The sequence below is a fragment of the Pseudomonas monteilii NBRC 103158 = DSM 14164 genome (genome assembly GCF_000730605.1).
Classification (GTDB): domain Bacteria; phylum Pseudomonadota; class Gammaproteobacteria; order Pseudomonadales; family Pseudomonadaceae; genus Aquipseudomonas; species Aquipseudomonas monteilii.
Genome location: NZ_BBIS01000014.1, coordinates 18,221 through 34,527 on the forward strand (window position 1 = coordinate 18,221; position 16,307 = coordinate 34,527).

Annotated in this window: 17 protein-coding genes; 12 read left to right on the forward strand and 5 right to left on the reverse strand. The window is 62.5% G+C overall.

The window, feature by feature from the left end; genetic code table 11:
- Nucleotides 1–37 precede the first annotated feature (37 nt).
- The gene (gene bipL, locus PM2_RS08690; RefSeq protein WP_016712570.1) at nucleotides 38–964 is read left to right on the forward strand and encodes a phospholipase BipL; all 927 of its coding nucleotides are present in this window, start codon (nucleotides 38–40) and stop codon (nucleotides 962–964) included.
- Here bipL and PM2_RS08695 read toward each other — a convergent pair whose 3' ends face one another.
- Nucleotides 965–1,717 (reverse strand): DUF2059 domain-containing protein, encoded by a 753-nt coding sequence (locus PM2_RS08695; protein ID WP_016712569.1) that lies wholly within the window; start codon nucleotides 1,715–1,717, stop codon nucleotides 965–967.
- A 113-nt stretch (nucleotides 1,718–1,830) separates the two neighbouring features.
- Between PM2_RS08695 and PM2_RS08700 the strand changes: the two genes are divergently transcribed.
- On the forward strand, nucleotides 1,831–2,463 hold the full coding sequence (locus PM2_RS08700) for a 2OG-Fe(II) oxygenase (RefSeq protein WP_028698418.1): 633 nt from the start codon (nucleotides 1,831–1,833) through the stop codon (nucleotides 2,461–2,463).
- Nucleotides 2,450–2,953 carry a 2-thiouracil desulfurase family protein gene (locus tag PM2_RS08705; RefSeq protein ID WP_016712567.1) on the forward strand — a complete coding sequence of 168 codons (504 nt, stop codon included), beginning with the start codon at nucleotides 2,450–2,452 and terminating at the stop codon, nucleotides 2,951–2,953. The genes PM2_RS08700 and PM2_RS08705 overlap by 14 nt, the downstream gene beginning before the upstream one ends.
- A gap of 60 nt (nucleotides 2,954–3,013) precedes the next feature.
- On the opposite strand, the gene PM2_RS08710 is transcribed toward PM2_RS08705, so the two are convergent.
- Nucleotides 3,014–3,502, reverse strand: a complete 489-nt coding sequence (locus PM2_RS08710) for a transporter substrate-binding domain-containing protein (protein ID WP_028698419.1) — start codon at nucleotides 3,500–3,502, stop codon at nucleotides 3,014–3,016.
- A 223-nt stretch (nucleotides 3,503–3,725) separates the two neighbouring features.
- On the opposite strand from PM2_RS08710, the gene PM2_RS08715 reads away from it, so the two are divergent.
- Entirely contained in the window at nucleotides 3,726–4,202 is a 477-nt protein-coding gene (locus PM2_RS08715) for a DUF4399 domain-containing protein (RefSeq protein ID WP_016712565.1), read from the forward strand.
- Nucleotides 4,203–4,248: 46 nt separating this feature from the next.
- Here PM2_RS08715 and serA read toward each other — a convergent pair whose 3' ends face one another.
- Entirely contained in the window at nucleotides 4,249–5,478 is a 1,230-nt protein-coding gene (gene serA, locus PM2_RS08720; RefSeq protein WP_016712564.1) for a phosphoglycerate dehydrogenase, read from the reverse strand.
- A gap of 171 nt (nucleotides 5,479–5,649) precedes the next feature.
- Here serA and PM2_RS08725 point away from each other — a divergent pair, with 171 nt between their 5' ends.
- The 4 genes from PM2_RS08725 to PM2_RS08740 all read left to right on the forward strand — a co-directional run bounded on the left by PM2_RS08725 (nucleotide 5,650) and on the right by PM2_RS08740 (nucleotide 9,743).
- Complete coding sequence (locus PM2_RS08725) at nucleotides 5,650–7,047, forward strand: D-2-hydroxyglutarate dehydrogenase (RefSeq protein WP_028698420.1); 1,398 nt, start codon at nucleotides 5,650–5,652, stop codon at nucleotides 7,045–7,047.
- A 25-nt stretch (nucleotides 7,048–7,072) separates the two neighbouring features.
- Complete coding sequence (locus PM2_RS08730) at nucleotides 7,073–7,738, forward strand: fumarylacetoacetate hydrolase family protein (RefSeq protein WP_016712562.1); 666 nt, start codon at nucleotides 7,073–7,075, stop codon at nucleotides 7,736–7,738.
- A gap of 94 nt (nucleotides 7,739–7,832) precedes the next feature.
- A complete protein-coding gene (locus PM2_RS08735) occupies nucleotides 7,833–8,750 on the forward strand; it encodes an SdiA-regulated domain-containing protein (RefSeq protein WP_016712561.1) in 918 nt (305 codons plus the stop codon).
- Nucleotides 8,751–8,840: 90 nt separating this feature from the next.
- Complete coding sequence (locus tag PM2_RS08740; protein ID WP_016712560.1) at nucleotides 8,841–9,743, forward strand: SdiA-regulated domain-containing protein; 903 nt, start codon at nucleotides 8,841–8,843, stop codon at nucleotides 9,741–9,743.
- Between the two features lie 134 nt (nucleotides 9,744–9,877).
- Here the strand turns inward: PM2_RS08740 and rpiA are convergent, their stop codons facing one another.
- Complete coding sequence (gene rpiA / locus PM2_RS08745; protein ID WP_016712559.1) at nucleotides 9,878–10,552, reverse strand: ribose-5-phosphate isomerase RpiA; 675 nt, start codon at nucleotides 10,550–10,552, stop codon at nucleotides 9,878–9,880.
- A gap of 135 nt (nucleotides 10,553–10,687) precedes the next feature.
- Here rpiA and ilvA point away from each other — a divergent pair, with 135 nt between their 5' ends.
- Both ilvA and PM2_RS08755 read left to right on the forward strand, forming a co-directional pair.
- Entirely contained in the window at nucleotides 10,688–12,202 is a 1,515-nt protein-coding gene (gene ilvA / locus PM2_RS08750; protein ID WP_016712558.1) for a threonine ammonia-lyase, biosynthetic, read from the forward strand.
- Nucleotides 12,203–12,240: 38 nt separating this feature from the next.
- Nucleotides 12,241–12,666: a DUF2269 domain-containing protein gene (locus tag PM2_RS08755; protein WP_028698421.1), complete on the forward strand. Its 426-nt coding sequence runs from the start codon at nucleotides 12,241–12,243 to the stop codon at nucleotides 12,664–12,666.
- A 39-nt stretch (nucleotides 12,667–12,705) separates the two neighbouring features.
- Here PM2_RS08755 and PM2_RS08760 read toward each other — a convergent pair whose 3' ends face one another.
- Nucleotides 12,706–13,362, reverse strand: a complete 657-nt coding sequence (locus PM2_RS08760; RefSeq protein ID WP_016712556.1) for a histidinol-phosphatase — start codon at nucleotides 13,360–13,362, stop codon at nucleotides 12,706–12,708.
- Between the two features lie 141 nt (nucleotides 13,363–13,503).
- On the opposite strand from PM2_RS08760, the gene PM2_RS08765 reads away from it, so the two are divergent.
- Nucleotides 13,504–13,983, forward strand: coding sequence for an RNA pyrophosphohydrolase (locus tag PM2_RS08765; protein WP_003249017.1), 480 nt, complete (start codon nucleotides 13,504–13,506; stop codon nucleotides 13,981–13,983).
- A 22-nt stretch (nucleotides 13,984–14,005) separates the two neighbouring features.
- The gene (gene ptsP / locus PM2_RS08770) at nucleotides 14,006–16,285 is read left to right on the forward strand and encodes a phosphoenolpyruvate--protein phosphotransferase (protein ID WP_025752205.1); all 2,280 of its coding nucleotides are present in this window, start codon (nucleotides 14,006–14,008) and stop codon (nucleotides 16,283–16,285) included.
- Nucleotides 16,286–16,307 lie beyond the last annotated feature (22 nt).

Sequence of the window (16,307 nt, forward strand, 5' to 3'; positions counted from 1 at the left end):
TCCAGATCAATACATTGCATCAATGTGGATGTGCTCGATGCCCGCTGCTTTCAACCCTGACCACCTGCGCACCCGCCTGGCGCCGTTGACCGCTCGCCAGCCGTTAACGGCCGAGGCGCAGGACTACCAGCGCTTCTATGGCCTGAACTTGTCAGTCCAGAGCTGGCTGGGCGGCTTTCAGGCGGCGGGGTTCGACCTGGTCGGGCAGGTGTGGCTACCTGAGCAGCCGACCGCGACGTTGTTCCTGCTGCACGGCTACTACGATCACATGGGCCTGTATCGGCATGTGATCGACTGGGCGCTCACGCAGGGTTTTGCCGTGATCAGCTGTGACCTGCCCGGCCACGGCCTGTCCAGTGGCGAGCGGGCCAGCATCAGTGATTTTTCGGTGTATCAGCAGGTGCTGGAGGCGTTGTTCGAACAGGCGCGCACGCTGCAGCTGCCGCGCCCCTGGCACCTTTGCGGGCAAAGCACCGGTGGCGCCATCGCCGTTGACCACCTGCTGCATCAGGGGGCGCGCAGCCCCATCGATGGCCAGGTGATCCTGTTGGCACCGCTGGTGCGGCCTTGTTCCTGGCGCTGGTCGAAGTTGAGCTATCGCGTGCTGCGTCACTTCGTGAACGGCATCGAACGGCGCTTCAGCGAAAACACCAATGACCCGGCCTTCCTGCCGTTCCTCGAAGCCGACCCGCTACAACCGCGTCGCCTGCCAACCGCCTGGGTGGGCGCACTGATCGCCTGGGTCAAACGCATCGAAGCCGCGCCGCACAGTCCGCGGCGGCCGTTGATCGTACAGGGGGAGGCCGACGGCACGGTGGATTGGCCCTACAACCTCGAAGTGCTCAAAGCCAAGTTTGCCGACCCACAGATATTGATGCTGCCCGAGGCCCGTCACCACCTGGCCAACGAGCTGCCAGGCATTCGCCAACGCTACTTCGACTTCATCGACCAGCGCCTGGGCTGATCACTTCAGGTCGTTGCTGCTCTGGCCAACCGCCAGGCCCGCACGCACAGCCGCCAGCGCTGCCTGGTAGTAGGCTTTGCCGTCGGGTGATTCGGCAAAGGTGGCGAACGCTTCCAGCTCGGCATCGGACAGGTCGCGGTAGACATACAGCAAGGTGTTGTTGAGGTCTTCGCCGATCTGGTTCATCAGGCGCTGGCGCTGGCCGTCGAGCAGGCCCTGTGCCTGGCCGCCGCCGAACAGGCCGGGGATCATCGAGCTGAGGCTGTCGGCCGCCACGCCAGCAATGGCCAGGCTGACTTCGGCACCGGCCTCACGCGCTGGCAGGGCTTGCGCCAAGTGGCCGATGACCAGCAGGCGGTCGTCGCTGGCCTGGATCTTGGGCAGGCCTTTGGCATTCTTGGCCAGTTCGTCCTTGCGGGTGGCCTTCAGCTCGGCTGCCACCACCTTGCGCCCCAGCGGCGACTGGAAGAAGGCCAAGGCAGGTGCCGGATTGGCCAGGGTGGCCCGCAGCTGCGCCTGGGCGCGACGGTCCACCGCCTGGGCCTCGAAGCGCTGGTTGCTGTTGTTGACCAGCGCCTGGTACACGGCGGGGGGCAAACTGTTGCGGTAGCGCGCCTGGGCGGCGGTGAGAGCATCGTTGAAGTGGGCGCGCTGGTCGGGCCAGCCGGCGGCCTTGTACAGTTGATCCAGGTTGTCTGCCCAGACAGGCATGGTGCAGATCATCAGCAGAATCAGGGAAAACAGACGGCGCATTCAGGACTCCTGTCGGCAGGTGGCTATTGTCCTTGGCCCGGCGCCGGTTTGTCGAGATATCCGCGTATTTCTCGGCCAAGTGGCGCTGTGCGCCGCCATGGCGAATGGATATGATGCGCGCCATGCACAACTCCCCCGAACACCCGATGCTTGCGGCCGTCGTCGACGATCTGGCCACCCATGGCTGGTCCCAGCAGGCGCTGTTTTTGCCTGCCGACCTGGTGCGTGCGCTGGCGGCCGAATGCCGACGCCGTGATGCCGAAGGCGAGCTTAACCCGGCAGCGGTTGGGCGCGGGGTTGCCCAGGAGGTGCGCGAGGCCATCCGCGGCGACCAGATCCAGTGGATCGACCCCGGGCAGGCCGAGGCCTGCGACCAGTACCTGGCGGCCATGGACCAGTTGCGCCTGGTCATCAACCAGGGCCTGTTCCTGGGCCTGGAGGATTTCGAGTGCCATTTTGCCTTGTACCCACCGGGGGCGTTCTATCGCCGGCACCTGGACCGCTTCCGCGACGATGACCGGCGCATGGTGTCGGCCGTGCTGTACCTGAATGAAGGCTGGCAACCTGAGGACGGCGGCCAGTTGCGCATGTTCCTGGCCGATGGCGTCGAGCACGACGTTGAGCCTGTGGCGGGTTGCCTGGTGGTGTTCCTGTCGGGCGAGGTGCCCCACGAAGTGCTGCCGGCCGGGCGAGAACGGCTGTCGTTGACGGGCTGGTTCCGGCGCCGTGGCAATGACCCGTTCTGATTTGCCCAAGGTACTGGTCAGCGCTTGCCTGCTGGGGCAACCGGTGCGCTATGACGGCCGGGCCAGTGGCCATCCTGACTTGTTGCAGCGATGGCAGGCAGAAGGGCGCGTAGTGCCGTTGTGCCCGGAGGTGGCAGGTGGATTGCCGACGCCGCGTCCGCCTGCGGAGATTCCGGGTGGACAGGGTGGCGAGGTGCTTGATGGCGAGGCGCAGGTGCTGACGGTGACGGGTGAGGATGTCAGTGCCGCGTTTCTGGCCGGGGCGCAGTTGGCGCTGGTACTGGTGCAGCGGCATGGCATTCGTGTGGCAGTGCTGAAGTCGGGTAGCCCATCGTGTGGTAACCGGTTGACCTATGACGGCACGTTCACGGGTGTGAAAGTGGCGGGGGAAGGGGTGACCACGGCGTTGCTGCGGCGGGCGGGGGTGCGGGTGTTCAGCGAGCTGGAGCTGGAACAGGCGCAGCAGGCGCTGGCTGGGCTTTCAGTTTAAGCCTGTACCGGCCTCGTCGCGGGTAAACCCGCGAAGAGGCCGGTACAGGCTGTAAAAACCTTACTGCCCGGCCGCAGTCTCCTGCACACCCTTGAACCACTTCTGCTCAAGCTCGGCAGTGCGGCCACTGTCTTTCAGCCGTTGCAGCGCATTATTCACCGCGCTCTCGAACGCCGGGTTGTCCTTCTGGAACGGAATCACCCGCTTCTTTTCGCCAATCGGCAGGCTCACATCGAGTGGGCCGTCGCCCTTTGGTGCATCGGTCGATGGGGTGAGTGCAATGTCATATTTGCCACTCTCGACACCGCTCAGCACTTCGGCGGCCGGGGCCTCGACGAACTCGGCGCGCAAGTCCAGTTCCCGGGCCAGGTCCTGGCCAAATTCGATGTCGAACCCCGTCAGGTGGTCGTCTTGCTTGAAGGCGTACGGTGAGTTGTCAGTCTGCACCGCAATGCGCAGTTCGCCCCGGTCGGCGACTTCGTCTATCAGCTCCGCCTGGGCCAATGGACTGATCAGCACTGCCAGCAGTACCCCTATGGTCGAACGCATGAATGCCCCTTTTCTTTTAGCAGATGAATAACTTTCGCCACGGCTTTCTTCCTCGCCGTGATCGAGCGCAGCCTATGACCTTGAAGCCTCGGCATTGTTTAACCCTGACGGAAATATTTCTGTCAGGCAATGTGAACACCTTGGCGAATATTTCAACTAAGGTGAACTACCGCTGCCGTTGGATCCCAGGCTGCGGTCAATAAGTGAATCACAGGAGAAGTGAATGAACAGCCTATTTTCGCGTGCTGCCGTTGCCGGTCTGCTGATGGGAGCGTCGGTATTCGCCAGTGCCGCAGATGCCCTGAAGAGCCAGGAGCCGCCCAAGGAGGCCAAGGTCTTCATCGTTTCCCCCGCCGATGGCGCCACGGTTGACAAGACCTTCACCGTCAAGTTCGGCATTGAGGGCATGGCACTCAAGCCAGCGGGTGACCAGACCCCGCACACCGGGCACCACCACTTGCTGGTGGATGTGGATAAAGAACCCGTGGCTGACATGCCGCTGCCAACCAGCCTGATGCCGGAAGCCGGCACCGCGCTGCCGGCGGGCCCGCAGGTGCTGCACTTCGGCAAGGCGCAGACCGAGACCAGCATTACCCTGACGCCGGGCAAGCACACCCTGCAATTGATTCTGGGTGACCAGTATCACGTGCCGTTCAAGCCGAGCGTCGAGTCGAAGAAGATCACGGTTGAAGTGAAATAAAAAAGGGAGGCCACCAGGGCCTCCCTTTTTCATGCAGCAAGCGAACTTAGAACAGGACGCGGGAGCGGATGGTGCCCTTGACCTGTTGCAGTTTCTCTTGCGCCAGGTCGGAGTACTCGGCGTCAACGTCGATTACCACGTAACCGACTTTCTCGTTGGTCTGCAGGAACTGACCGGAGATGTTGATACCGTTCTCGGCGAACACCTTGTTGATCTCGCTGAGCACGCCCGGGATGTTTTCGTGGATGTGCAGCAGGCGGTGCTTGCCTGGGTGCGCCGGCAGGGCCACTTCCGGGAAGTTGACCGAGGACACCGAGGTACCGTTGTCGCTGTACTTGACCAGCTTCTCGGCCACTTCCAGGCCGATGTTGGCCTGGGCTTCGGCGGTGGAACCACCGATGTGCGGGGTCAGGATCACGTTGTCCAGGCCGCGCAGCGGGCTTTCGAACTCTTCGTCGTTGGAGCGTGGCTCAACCGGGAACACGTCGATGGCGGCGCCGATCAGGTGCTTGTCCTTGATGGCGGCGGCCAGATGGTCCAGTTCAACCACGGTGCCACGGGCGGCGTTGATCAGGATCGCGCCCTTCTTCATCGAGCGGATTTCCTTCTCGCCGATCATCCACTGGGTGGACGGCAGCTCAGGCACGTGCAGCGAAACGATGTCGGCCAGGCCCAGCAGTTCGTTCAGGCTGGTGACCTGCACGGCGTTGCCCAGTGGCAGCTTGGTCAGCGGGTCGAAGAAGTACACCTGCATACCCAGGTTCTCGGCCAGGACCGACAGCTGGGTACCGATAGAACCGTAGCCGACGATGCCCAGCTTCTTGCCACGGATTTCGAACGAGTTGGCCGCGCTCTTGATCCAGCCGCCACGGTGGCAGGAGGCGTTTTTCTCAGGGATGCCGCGCAGCAGCAGGATGGCTTCGGCCAGCACCAGCTCGGCCACCGAGCGGGTGTTGGAGTACGGCGCGTTGAACACGGCGATACCGCGCTCGCGGGCCGCTTCCAGGTCTACCTGGTTGGTGCCGATGCAGAAGCAGCCAACAGCGACCAGTTTCTTGGCGCAGTCGAAGATCTCTTCGGTGAGCTGGGTGCGCGAACGGATACCGATGAAGTGGGCGTCGGCGATCTTTTCCTTCAGCTCGGCTTCCGGCAACGAACCAGTGAGGTATTCGATGTTGGTGTAGCCGGCAGCCTTGAGGGTATCGACTGCGTTCTGGTGCACACCTTCAAGAAGAAGGAACCGGATCTTGCTCTTGTCGAGAGAAGTCTTGCTCATCTGCGTAAACCTGTATCCCGGAGAAAAAATGGCGAGGGGTGATGCCAGGCGCGAGGGCAGCCTTAGCATGAACAGCGGGAGGGCTATGCTAGCATACGCGACACAATCTGAGCTTATCCCGACAGGTGAAGAGTGCTCAGGGTGACTATGAATAAGTCGAGAGTTCCAGCGATGACCCACCCCGCTGTAATTGAAGAACTGATGACCCTTGTCGACCCTGGCAAGGTCCTGACCGACGCGGCTTCCCTCGAAGCCTATGGCAAGGACTGGACCAAGCATTACCCGCCGGCGCCCAGCGCCATCGTCTTCCCCAAGACGGTAGAACAGGTGCAGGCGATTGTGCGCTGGGCCAATGCGCACAAGGTAGCCCTGGTGCCCTCTGGCGGGCGTACCGGGCTTTCGGCCGGCGCCGTGGCGGCCAATGGCGAGGTTGTCGTTTCTTTCGACTACATGAACCAGATTCTCGACTTCAATGCCTTCGACCGCACCGTGGTCTGCCAGCCGGGCGTGATCACGCGTCAGTTGCAGGCCTACGCCGAAGAACAGGGCCTATATTACCCAGTGGACTTCGCTTCCAGCGGTTCTAGCCAGATTGGCGGCAACATCGGCACCAATGCCGGCGGAATCAAGGTGATTCGCTACGGCATGACCCGCAACTGGGTGGCCGGGTTGAAAGTGGTCACCGGCAAGGGCGAACTGCTGGAACTGAACAAGGACCTTATCAAGAACGCCACCGGCTACGATCTACGCCAGTTGTTCATTGGTGCCGAAGGCACGCTGGGCTTCGTGGTCGAGGCCACCATGCGCCTCGACCGGGCGCCGCGAAATCTTACGGCGATGGTGCTGGGTACACCGGACTTCGACTCGATCATGCCGGTGCTGCATGCCTTCCAGGGCAAGCTGGACCTCACGGCCTTCGAGTTCTTCTCCGACAAGGGCCTGGCGAAGATTCTGGCGCGCGGCGACGTGCCAGCGCCGTTCGAGACCGACTGCCCGTTCTATGTGTTGCTGGAGTTCGAGGCCAGCACCGAGGAAGTAGCCAACGAGGCCCTGGCCACCTTTGAGCACTGCGTGGAGCAGGGCTGGGTGCTGGACGGGGTGATGAGCCAGAGTGAAACCCAGCTTAAAAACCTGTGGAAGCTGCGCGAGTACCTGTCGGAAACCATCTCGCACTGGACTCCGTACAAAAACGACATTTCCGTCACTGTGTCGAAAGTGCCGGCGTTCCTGCGCGATATCGACGCCATCGTCGCAGAGCATTACCCCGACTATGAGGTGGTGTGGTACGGCCACATCGGCGATGGCAACCTGCACCTGAACATCCTCAAGCCCGAGCACATGAGCAAGGATGATTTCTTTGCCTCGTGTACCAAGGTCAACAAGTGGGTGTTCGACATCGTTAAACGTTACAACGGCTCGATCTCGGCCGAGCATGGCGTGGGCATGACCAAGCGCGACTATCTGGGCTACAGCCGCTCGCCCGAAGAAATCGCCTGCATGAAGGCGATCAAGGCCGTATTCGACCCTAACGGCATCATGAATCCGGGTAAGATCTTCGCACCTGAATAAAAAGCAGTATCCAGAGGAGTCGGCCATGAGTTACCAGCACCAGTACGTAGACGGCACGCGCATTCACTTCCCGTTGGGCAAGGTGGTGTGCATCGGCCGCAACTATGCCGAGCATGCCAAGGAACTGGACAACCCGATCCCTACCGAGCCGCTGCTGTTCATCAAGCCGGGTAGCTGCGTGGTGCCGGCCGAAGGCGGCTTCAAGATCCCGGCCGAACGTGGTTCGGTGCACTATGAGGCCGAAATTGCCGTGCTGCTGGGCAAGCCGCTGTCGACCCATCCGAGCGAGGAAGAGGTGCTGGACGCCATTTCCGGCTATGCCCCGGCGCTGGACCTGACCCTGCGCGATGTACAGGCCAAGCTGAAAGAGAAGGGCCTGCCGTGGGAGCTGGCCAAGTGCTTCGACGGCGCCTGTGTGCTGCCGCCGTTCGTCTCGGCTGGCAGCTTTGAGGACGTGACCGACATTCCGGTACGCCTGACTGTCAACGGCGAAGTGCGCCAGGATGGCAACAGCGCAATGATGCTGAACCCGATCGTGCCGATGATCCAGTACATGGCGGCGCATTTTTCGTTGCAGGCGGGGGATGTGATTCTCACCGGCACCCCGGCGGGCGTGGGGCCGTTCAATGTGGGTGATGAGCTGGTGCTGGAGCTGCCGGGTGTAAGCCGCTTCGAAAGCCGGGTGCTCTGAGTCCGAACCGCGAAGAGGTAGGCCCTGTTTACCGATTTTTCACACTCGATCCGGATAATGCGCGGATCTTCGCCCATTCCCCCAGGACCCGCGCATGCCATCCTCCTCCGCCCCGGCAACCTCCAAGCGTCGCTTCTACCTGCGCTGGCCCTTCGGCTTGGCCGTGGCAGCGGTGATCGGTTATGGCGTGGCCGTGGCCATGCACTGGGATGACCGCGGTGCGTTGTGGGTAAAAGAGAGCTTCGAAAGCACCGCCGAGCGCAGCGAAAGCGTGTGGTTGCCGGACTACCAGGTAGACATCGATGCCAAGCCGCTGCCAGGCATGGACGATGACGAAGCCTCGGACTTGGCCTTCAACCCACATACCCGCACCTTGTTCGCGGTCATGGGCAAGAACCCGATCCTGGTCGAGCTGAGCCTGGAGGGTGATGTACTGCGCAAGATCCCGCTCAATGGCTGGAACAACCCGGAAGGCGTTGCCGTGCTGGAAGACGGCTACCTGGCCATCACCGACGAGCGCCTGCATGACTTGACCGTGGTCAAGGTGGATGCACAGACCACGGCGTTGAACCATGACGACTTCCAGAGCCACGACCTGGGCCCGTCGGTGAAAAGCAACAAGGGCTTCGAGGCCGTGGCCTGGGACCCGATGCGCCAGCGCCTGATCATCGGCGAAGAGCGCCCGCCCAAGCTGTACACCTGGAACACCGATGGCCGCAGCCCGCTCAAGGGTGAGAAGCAGCCTTTGCCGAGCGATGAGCTCGACCTGCGCAACCTCTCGGCGCTGGGTGTCGACCCGCGTACCGGCCACTTGCTGGTGCTCTCGGCCGACTCCAACATGCTCCTGGAGCTGGACGAACAGGGCCAGCAGGTCAGTTTCATGACCTTGCTTGGCGGCTTCAACGGGCTTGAAGACACCATCCCGAGGGCCGAAGGGGTGGCGATGGACGACAAGGGCAACCTGTATATGGTCAGTGAGCCGGCCTTGTTCTATCGCTTCAGAAAAAACTGAGCCCGAAATCGGGCATTTCGGATGCTGGCATTAAGCTTTACTTCAGTTGTTCATGGTTAGATTCGCCACCCCTGTGTCGAGCCTGCCCTTATGCGCCGTTATGTTCGCCTTATCCTTGTTTTCGCCGCCCTCGGCTTACTCCTGTTTGGCTGGGCCGGGCAGGAGTTTCGCCTGTTCGAGCGCGGCTGGTTCAACCTGAAGACCTGGTGGCAGCCCGCCGAGCAGAGCATTGGCCTGGACCGCTACCGGGTGGTGGTGGAGGCCAAGCCGGTCGAAGGGCTGGATGACGACATCTCGGCGCTGACCTACGACCCCGACCGCAAGACCCTGTTCACCGTCACCAACGCCCGTTCGGAGCTGATTGAGCTGTCGCTGGACGGCCGTATTCTGCGCCGGGTGCCATTGACCGGGTTTGGCGACCCGGAAGCCGTGGAGTACGTGGGGCCCAACAGCTATGTGATCACCGACGAGCGCCAGCAGCGGCTGATTCGCGTACGGCTGGAAGACGACACGCTGTTCCTCGATGCCGGTGACGCCGAGCAGCTCAGCTTGGGCATTGGGCTGAACGGCAACAAGGGTTTTGAGGGGCTGGCCTACGATTCGGCGGGTAAGCGCCTGTTCGTGGCCAAGGAGCGTGACCCGATGCTGATCTACGAGGTGCACGGCTTCCCGCATGACAACCCGGAAAAGCCTTACGCCGTGCATGTGGTGCAAGACCGCAAGCGCGATGCGCGGCTGTTTGTGCGGGATTTGTCGAGTTTGCAGTTCGATGAGCGCAGCGGGCATTTGCTGGCGCTTTCGGACGAATCGCGCCTGGTGCTGGAGCTGGATGTAGAAGGCAGGCCGCTGAGCACCTTGTCGCTGCGCAAGGGCTTCCAGGGGTTGCAGGCGACGGTGCCGCAGGCCGAGGGGATTGCGATGGATGAGGCGGGGACCATTTATCTGGTCAGTGAGCCGAACCTGTTTTATGTGTTCAAGCAGCCAGCGGAGTGAGCAGGAGGGGCTGCTTTGCAGCCCGTTCGCGGCACAAGGCCGCTCCTACAGGGGAGCGCATCAGGTTCAGGCGCTGCAGTCTCTTGTAGGAGCGGCCTTGTGCCGCGAATCGAGGGCAAAGCCCTCGCCGACGATTACTCGGCCTTCAGGGTTTTCACGCCTTCAGCGGTACCCAGCAGCAGCAAATCCGCTGGCCGCGCCGCGAACAGGCCGTTGGTCACCACACCTACGATGGCGTTGATCTGCGCTTCCAGCTCCGCCGGGTTGGTGATCTGCAGGTTATGCACGTCGAGGATCACGTTGCCGTTGTCGGTCACAACGCCTTCGCGATACACCGGGTCGCCGCCCAGCTTCACCAGCTGGCGCGCCACGTGGCTGCGGGCCATTGGGATCACTTCGACCGGCAGCGGGAAGGCGCCCAGCACCGGCACCAGCTTGCTGCCGTCGGCGATGCAGATGAAGGTCTTGGCCACGGCTGCGACGATTTTCTCACGGGTCAGGGCCGCGCCACCGCCTTTGATCAAGTTCAGGTGCGCGTCGCTTTCGTCGGCTCCGTCCACGTAGAACTCCAGCTCGCTGACGCTGTTCAGCTCGTAGACCGGGATGCCATGGCCCTTCAGACGCTGGGCGGTGGCTTCGGAGCTGGCGACTGCGCCGTCGAAGGCGGTCTTGTGCTGAGCCAGGGCGTCGATGAAGAAGTTGGCGGTCGAACCGGTGCCGACGCCGACAACGCTCTTTTCATCCAGCTTGGGCAGAATGAAGTCGACAGCGGCCTGGGCGACGGCCTGTTTGAGTTGGTCCTGGGTCATGCGGGCTCCGAAAAGGGGCAGGGCGGTTTTCAAAGTTGCTTAGTATAACGGCTTGGGCGGCTTTGCTGTGGTCGCCCGACGTAGCGCTGGGGTAGACTCCCAGCCCTTGTCCCGCGGCCCAGTGATGCTTTCCCGATGCTCGAACAGTACGTCAAGAAGATCCTCACCTCGCGCGTCTATGACGTTGCCGTCGAAACCCCGTTGCAGAGCGCCGGGCAGCTGAGCAAGCGCCTGGGTAACCAGATTCTGCTCAAGCGTGAAGACCTGCAGCCGGTGTTCTCGTTCAAGATCCGTGGGGCGTACAACAAGCTGGCCCAGCTGAGCCCGGAAGAGCTGGCCCGTGGCGTGGTTACCGCCTCGGCTGGCAACCACGCCCAAGGCCTGGCCCTGGCTGCGCGCGAGATGGGCATCAAAGCCACCATCGTAATGCCCAAGACTACTCCTGAGATCAAGGTCGAAGGCGTGCGTTCGCGCGGTGGCAAGGTGGTGCTGCATGGCGACTCGTTCCCCGAGGCGCTGGCCTATTCGTTGAAGCTGGTGGATGAAAAGGGCTTTGTCTACGTCCACCCCTACGATGACCCGCACACCATCGCTGGGCAGGGCACCGTGGCTATGGAAATCCTGCGCCAGCACCCTGGCCAGCTGGACGCGATCTTCGTGCCTGTGGGGGGCGGCGGCTTGATCGCCGGCATTGCTGCCTACGTGAAGTACCTGCGCCCCGAAATCAAGGTGATCGGCGTGGAGCCGGACGACTCCAACTGCCTGCAGGCGGCGATGGCGGCCGGCGAGCGCGTGGTGTTGCCACAGGTCGGGCTGTTCGCCGACGGCGTGGCGGTGGCCCAGATCGGCCAGCACACCTTCGATATCTGCCGTCACCATGTGGATGAGGTGGTGACGGTCAGCACCGACGAAATTTGTGCAGCAATCAAGGATATCTACGACGATACCCGCTCGATCACCGAACCTGCCGGCGCTCTGGGCGTGGCGGGCATCAAGAAGTATGTCGAGCTGTACGGCGTGACCGGGCAGACCCTGGTGGCTATCGATTCCGGCGCCAACGTAAACTTCGACCGCCTGCGCCATGTGGCCGAGCGTGCCGAGTTGGGTGAAAAGCGCGAGGCGATCATCGCCGTGACCATCCCCGAGCGCCCGGGCAGCTTCAAGGCGTTCTGTGAGGCCATCGGCAAGCGCCAGATCACCGAGTTCAACTACCGCAAGCACACCTCTGACGAGGCGCACATCTTCGTCGGCGTGCAGACCCACCCGGAAAATGACCCGCGAGCGGCGCTGGTGCAGCACCTGACCGAGCAGGGCTTCCCGGTTACCGACTTGACCGACAACGAACTGGCCAAGCTGCATATCCGCCACATGGTCGGCGGCCATTCGGCCGGTGCCAGCGATGAGATGGTGCTGCGCTTCGAGTTCCCCGAGCGACCGGGGGCGCTGTTCAACTTCCTCAATAAGCTGGGCGGGCGCTGGAACATCTCGATGTTCCATTACCGCAACCATGGCGCGGCTGACGGGCGTGTGGTGGCGGGGTTGCAGGTGCCGGAGGACGAGCGCCACCTGGTGCCGGCGGCCTTGGCCAAGATCGGTTACCCCTACTGGGACGAGACCGAGAACCCGGCGTACAAGCTGTTCCTGGGTTGAGCGGCTAAGCTTGGCTTATTGCTCAAGGATGTGAAGACATGGAACACCTGACCACCCTCAAGACCCTGCACATGATCGCTACCGCCCTGTTGCTTCTGGGGGCTCTGGGCCTGGCGATCTGGACCGTGCGTGCCCGCAGGCGAGGCGATGCCGAGGCCTATGCCAAGCTGCTGCGTCGACCGCTGGTGTTCGTCTGGCTGGTCATGGGCCTTTGCCTGGTGAGCATGCCATTTACCGGCTGGTGGCTGGTGCACCTCGTGGGCTGGCCGCTTGGGCAGACCTGGCTGCTGGCGTCCAGCGTCATCTATACCGTTGGCGCGTTTGCCATGTGGTGGCTGCTGGTGCGGCTGAACCGGCTGCGCAAGGCCGAGGTGGTGGGGTTGCGGTTTACCCTGGCGCTGGCGGTGTTCAGTGGGGTTTGCTTCCTGTCCATTGCCGGGCTGATGGGCGCCAAGCCAGTCTGATTGAATTTGGGGCTGCTTTGCAGCCCATCGCCGGCAATCTCAAGCCCTGAGCGAAACCACCGGCCACCCACGCTTTTCAGCCTCGGCCCGAAGATTCGGGTCCGGGTCCACCGCCACCGCATGCGTCACCCGCTGCAACAGCGGCAAATCATTCATCGAGTCGCTGTAGAAATAGCTGTCCTCAAGATCAAAGCCGTTCTCCAGCATCCAGCGCTGCAGCCGCGTCACCTTTCCTTCACGGAAACACGGTATATCGGTACTGCGCCCGGTATAGCGGCCTTCATGCCTTTCGCATTCAGTCGCCAACAACACCTTCACCCCAAGGCGCCGGGCAATCGGTGCGGTGACGAAGCGGTTGGTGGCGGTAATGATCACCAGCTGGTCGCCCGCCTCACGGTGTTGCTGCAGCAAGGCCAGGGCCTTGGGCAGGATGATCGGCTCGATGCAGTCGCGCATGAAGTCGCGGTGCCATTCGTCCAGCTGGGCTGCGGGCGTTGCCGCCAGGATTTCCATGGAGAAGGCCAGGTAGGCCTGCAGGTCCAGGGTGCCGTTGAGGTAGTCCTGGTAGAAGCCATCGTTGCGCTGCTTGTAGGCAACCGGGTCAAGGATGCCGCGCTGGCACAGGTAGTCACCCCAGGCATGGTCGCTGTCGCCACCGAGGAGGGTATTGTCCAGGTCGAATAAAGCCAGGCGCATCGCGGTCACTCGTATCAGCCTCAGGGTAGGCCCGCAGAATACGGAGTTTTCACGCTGCTGCACATAAGCTTGGCGGGCGCGTTGCTGCGCTCGCAAGCTTTGTGGAACAATGCGGTGACATGCGTTTGCGAGGTTGCTGCCGTGATCGACCCGGATGGTTTTCGCCCCAATGTCGGGATCATTCTCACGAATGATGCCGGGCAGGTGCTATGGGCTCGACGGATCAACCAGGATGCCTGGCAGTTCCCCCAGGGTGGTATAAACCCTGACGAGACGCCGGAAGATGCCCTGTACCGCGAGCTGAACGAAGAAGTTGGCCTTGAACGCGATGATGTGGAAATTCTTGCCTGCACCCGCGGCTGGTTGCGTTATCGTTTACCCCAGCGATTGGTCCGTACCCACAGCCAGCCGCTGTGCATCGGCCAGAAGCAGAAGTGGTTCCTGCTGCGACTGGTCAGCAACGAACAGCGGGTGCGGATGGACCTGACCGGCAAGCCGGAATTCGACGGCTGGCGCTGGGTGAGCTATTGGTACCCGCTGGGCCAGGTTGTGACATTCAAGCGCGAGGTGTACCGGCGCGCCCTGAAAGAGCTAGCACCGCGTCTGCTGACGCGCGACTGACGACGGAGTTCGACCCCGAGCCATGCTCAATACGCTGCGCAAGATCGTCCAGGAAGTAAACTCCGCCAAAGATCTCAAGTCGGCGTTGGGGATCATTGTCTTGCGCGTCAAGGAAGCCATGGGCAGCCAGGTCTGCTCGGTCTACCTGCTCGACCCGGAAACCAACCGCTTCGTGCTGATGGCTACCGAAGGCCTGAACAAGCGCTCCATCGGCAAGGTCAGCATGGCCCCCAACGAAGGCCTGGTCGGCCTGGTCGGTACCCGGGAAGAGCCGCTGAACCTGGAAAACGCCGCCGACCACCCGCGTTACCGCTACTTTGCCGAAACCGGTGAAGAAAAATTCGCCTCCTTCCTCGGTGCGCCGATCATCCACCACCGCCGTGTGGTCGGGGTGTTGGTCATCCAGCAGAAGGAGCGGCGCCAGTTCGACGAGGGCGAAGAAGCCTTCCTGGTCACCATGAGTGCCCAGCTTGCCGGGGTTATCGCCCACGCCGAGGCCACCGGTTCGATCCGTGGCCTGGGCCGCCAGGGCAAGGGCATCCAGGAAGCCCGCTTCGTCGGTGTGCCAGGCTCGCCTGGCGCCGCCGTGGGCCGCGCGGTGGTGATGCTGCCACCCGCCGACCTGGAAGTGGTGCCGGACAAGACCGTCGATGACATCGATGCCGAACTCAAGCTGTTCCAGAACGCTCTTGAAGGCGTGCGCGAGGACATGCGCAAGCTGTCGGCCAAGCTGGCCACCCAGCTGCGCCCGGAAGAGCGCGCGTTGTTCGATGTGTACCTGATGATGCTCGAAGACGCGGCCTTGGGCGGTGAGGTGACCGAAGTCATCAAGACCGGCCAGTGGGCCCAGGGTGCCCTGCGCCAGGTGGTGGGTGAGCACGTCAACCGCTTCGAGCTGATGGACGATGACTACCTGCGCGAGCGCGCCTCCGACGTCAAGGACCTTGGCCGGCGCCTGCTGGCCTACCTGCAGGAAGCCCGTTCGCAGTCGCTGGTGTACGCCGACAACACCATCCTGGTCAGTGAAGAGCTGACCCCGGCCATGCTTGGCGAAGTGCCGGAAGGCAAGCTGGCTGGCCTGGTCTCGGTGCTGGGCTCGGGCAACTCCCACGTTGCTATCCTGGCTCGCGCCATGGGCATCCCCACGGTGATGGGCCTGGTCGACCTGCCGTATTCCAAGGTCGACGGCATCGAGCTGATCGTCGATGGCTACAAGGGTGAAGTCTTTACCAACCCGAGCGAAGTGCTGCGTAAGCAGTACAGCGACGTGGTCGAGGAGGAACGCCAGCTGGCACAGGGCCTGGACGCCCTGCGCGAACTGCCCTGCGTCACCCCGGACGGCCACCGCATGCCGCTGTGGGTCAACACCGGCTTGCTGGCCGACGTGGCCCGCGCCCAGCAGCGTGGCGCCGAAGGGGTTGGTTTGTACCGCACCGAAGTGCCGTTCATGATCAACCAGCGCTTCCCCAGCGAGAAGGAGCAGCTGGCCATCTACCGCGAGCAGCTGGCGGCGTTCCACCCGCTGCCAGTGACCATGCGCACCCTGGACATTGGCGGTGACAAGGCGCTCTCGTACTTCCCGATCAAGGAAGAAAACCCCTTCCTCGGGTGGCGTGGCATCCGCGTCACCCTCGACCACCCGGAAATCTTCCTGGTGCAGACCCGCGCCATGCTCAAGGCCAGCGAGGGCCTGAACAACCTGCGCATCCTGCTGCCGATGATTTCCGGCATCCACGAGTTGGAAGAAGCCCTGCACCTGATACACCGCGCCTGGGGTGAGGTGCGTGACGAAGGTACCGACGTGCCAATGCCGCCAGTGGGCGTGATGGTGGAAATTCCAGCGGCGGTGTATCAGACCAAGGAACTGGCGCGGCAGGTGGACTTCCTGTCGGTGGGTTCCAACGACCTGACCCAGTACCTGCTGGCGGTGGACCGCAACAACCCACGGGTTGCCGACCTTTACGACTACCTGCACCCGGCGGTGCTACAAGCGTTGAACACGGTAGTGCGCGACGCCCATGGCGAAGGCAAGCCGGTGAGCATCTGCGGTGAGATGGCTGGTGACCCGGCGGCGGCGATCCTGTTGATGGCCATGGGTTTCGACAGTTTGTCGATGAACGCCACCAACTTGCCGAAAGTGAAGTGGATGCTTCGCCAGGTGAACCTGGGCAAGGCCAAGGAGCTGTTGGCTGAAGCCTTGAGCCATGACAACCCGCAGGTTATCCACAGCTCGCTGCAGTTGGCGCTGAAGAACCTTGGGTTGGCGCGGATGATTGGGCCTGGGGCCAATAAAACCCTTTGATTTGTTGGGGCCGCTTTGCGGC

Bases quoted from the DNA above. Each gene is read 5' to 3' on its own strand.
- PM2_RS08700 (WP_028698418.1), top strand. From the start codon at position 1,831: ATGCGCGCCATGCACAACTCCCCCGAACACCCGATGCTTGCGGCCGTC.
- PM2_RS08715 (WP_016712565.1), top strand. From the start codon at position 3,726: ATGAACAGCCTATTTTCGCGTGCTGCCGTTGCCGGTCTGCTGATGGGA.
- PM2_RS08730 (WP_016712562.1), top strand. From the start codon at position 7,073: ATGAGTTACCAGCACCAGTACGTAGACGGCACGCGCATTCACTTCCCG.
- rpiA (WP_016712559.1), bottom strand. From the start codon at position 10,552: ATGACCCAGGACCAACTCAAACAGGCCGTCGCCCAGGCCGCTGTCGAC.
- PM2_RS08755 (WP_028698421.1), top strand. From the start codon at position 12,241: ATGGAACACCTGACCACCCTCAAGACCCTGCACATGATCGCTACCGCC.
- PM2_RS08695 (WP_016712569.1), bottom strand. From the start codon at position 1,717: ATGCGCCGTCTGTTTTCCCTGATTCTGCTGATGATCTGCACCATGCCT.
- PM2_RS08735 (WP_016712561.1), top strand. From the start codon at position 7,833: ATGCCATCCTCCTCCGCCCCGGCAACCTCCAAGCGTCGCTTCTACCTG.
- bipL (WP_016712570.1), top strand. From the start codon at position 38: ATGCCCGCTGCTTTCAACCCTGACCACCTGCGCACCCGCCTGGCGCCG.
- PM2_RS08740 (WP_016712560.1), top strand. From the start codon at position 8,841: ATGCGCCGTTATGTTCGCCTTATCCTTGTTTTCGCCGCCCTCGGCTTA.
- PM2_RS08710 (WP_028698419.1), bottom strand. From the start codon at position 3,502: ATGCGTTCGACCATAGGGGTACTGCTGGCAGTGCTGATCAGTCCATTG.
- ilvA (WP_016712558.1), top strand. From the start codon at position 10,688: ATGCTCGAACAGTACGTCAAGAAGATCCTCACCTCGCGCGTCTATGAC.
- PM2_RS08725 (WP_028698420.1), top strand. From the start codon at position 5,650: ATGACCCACCCCGCTGTAATTGAAGAACTGATGACCCTTGTCGACCCT.
- ptsP (WP_025752205.1), top strand. From the start codon at position 14,006: ATGCTCAATACGCTGCGCAAGATCGTCCAGGAAGTAAACTCCGCCAAA.
- serA (WP_016712564.1), bottom strand. From the start codon at position 5,478: ATGAGCAAGACTTCTCTCGACAAGAGCAAGATCCGGTTCCTTCTTCTT.
- PM2_RS08705 (WP_016712567.1), top strand. From the start codon at position 2,450: ATGACCCGTTCTGATTTGCCCAAGGTACTGGTCAGCGCTTGCCTGCTG.
- PM2_RS08760 (WP_016712556.1), bottom strand. From the start codon at position 13,362: ATGCGCCTGGCTTTATTCGACCTGGACAATACCCTCCTCGGTGGCGAC.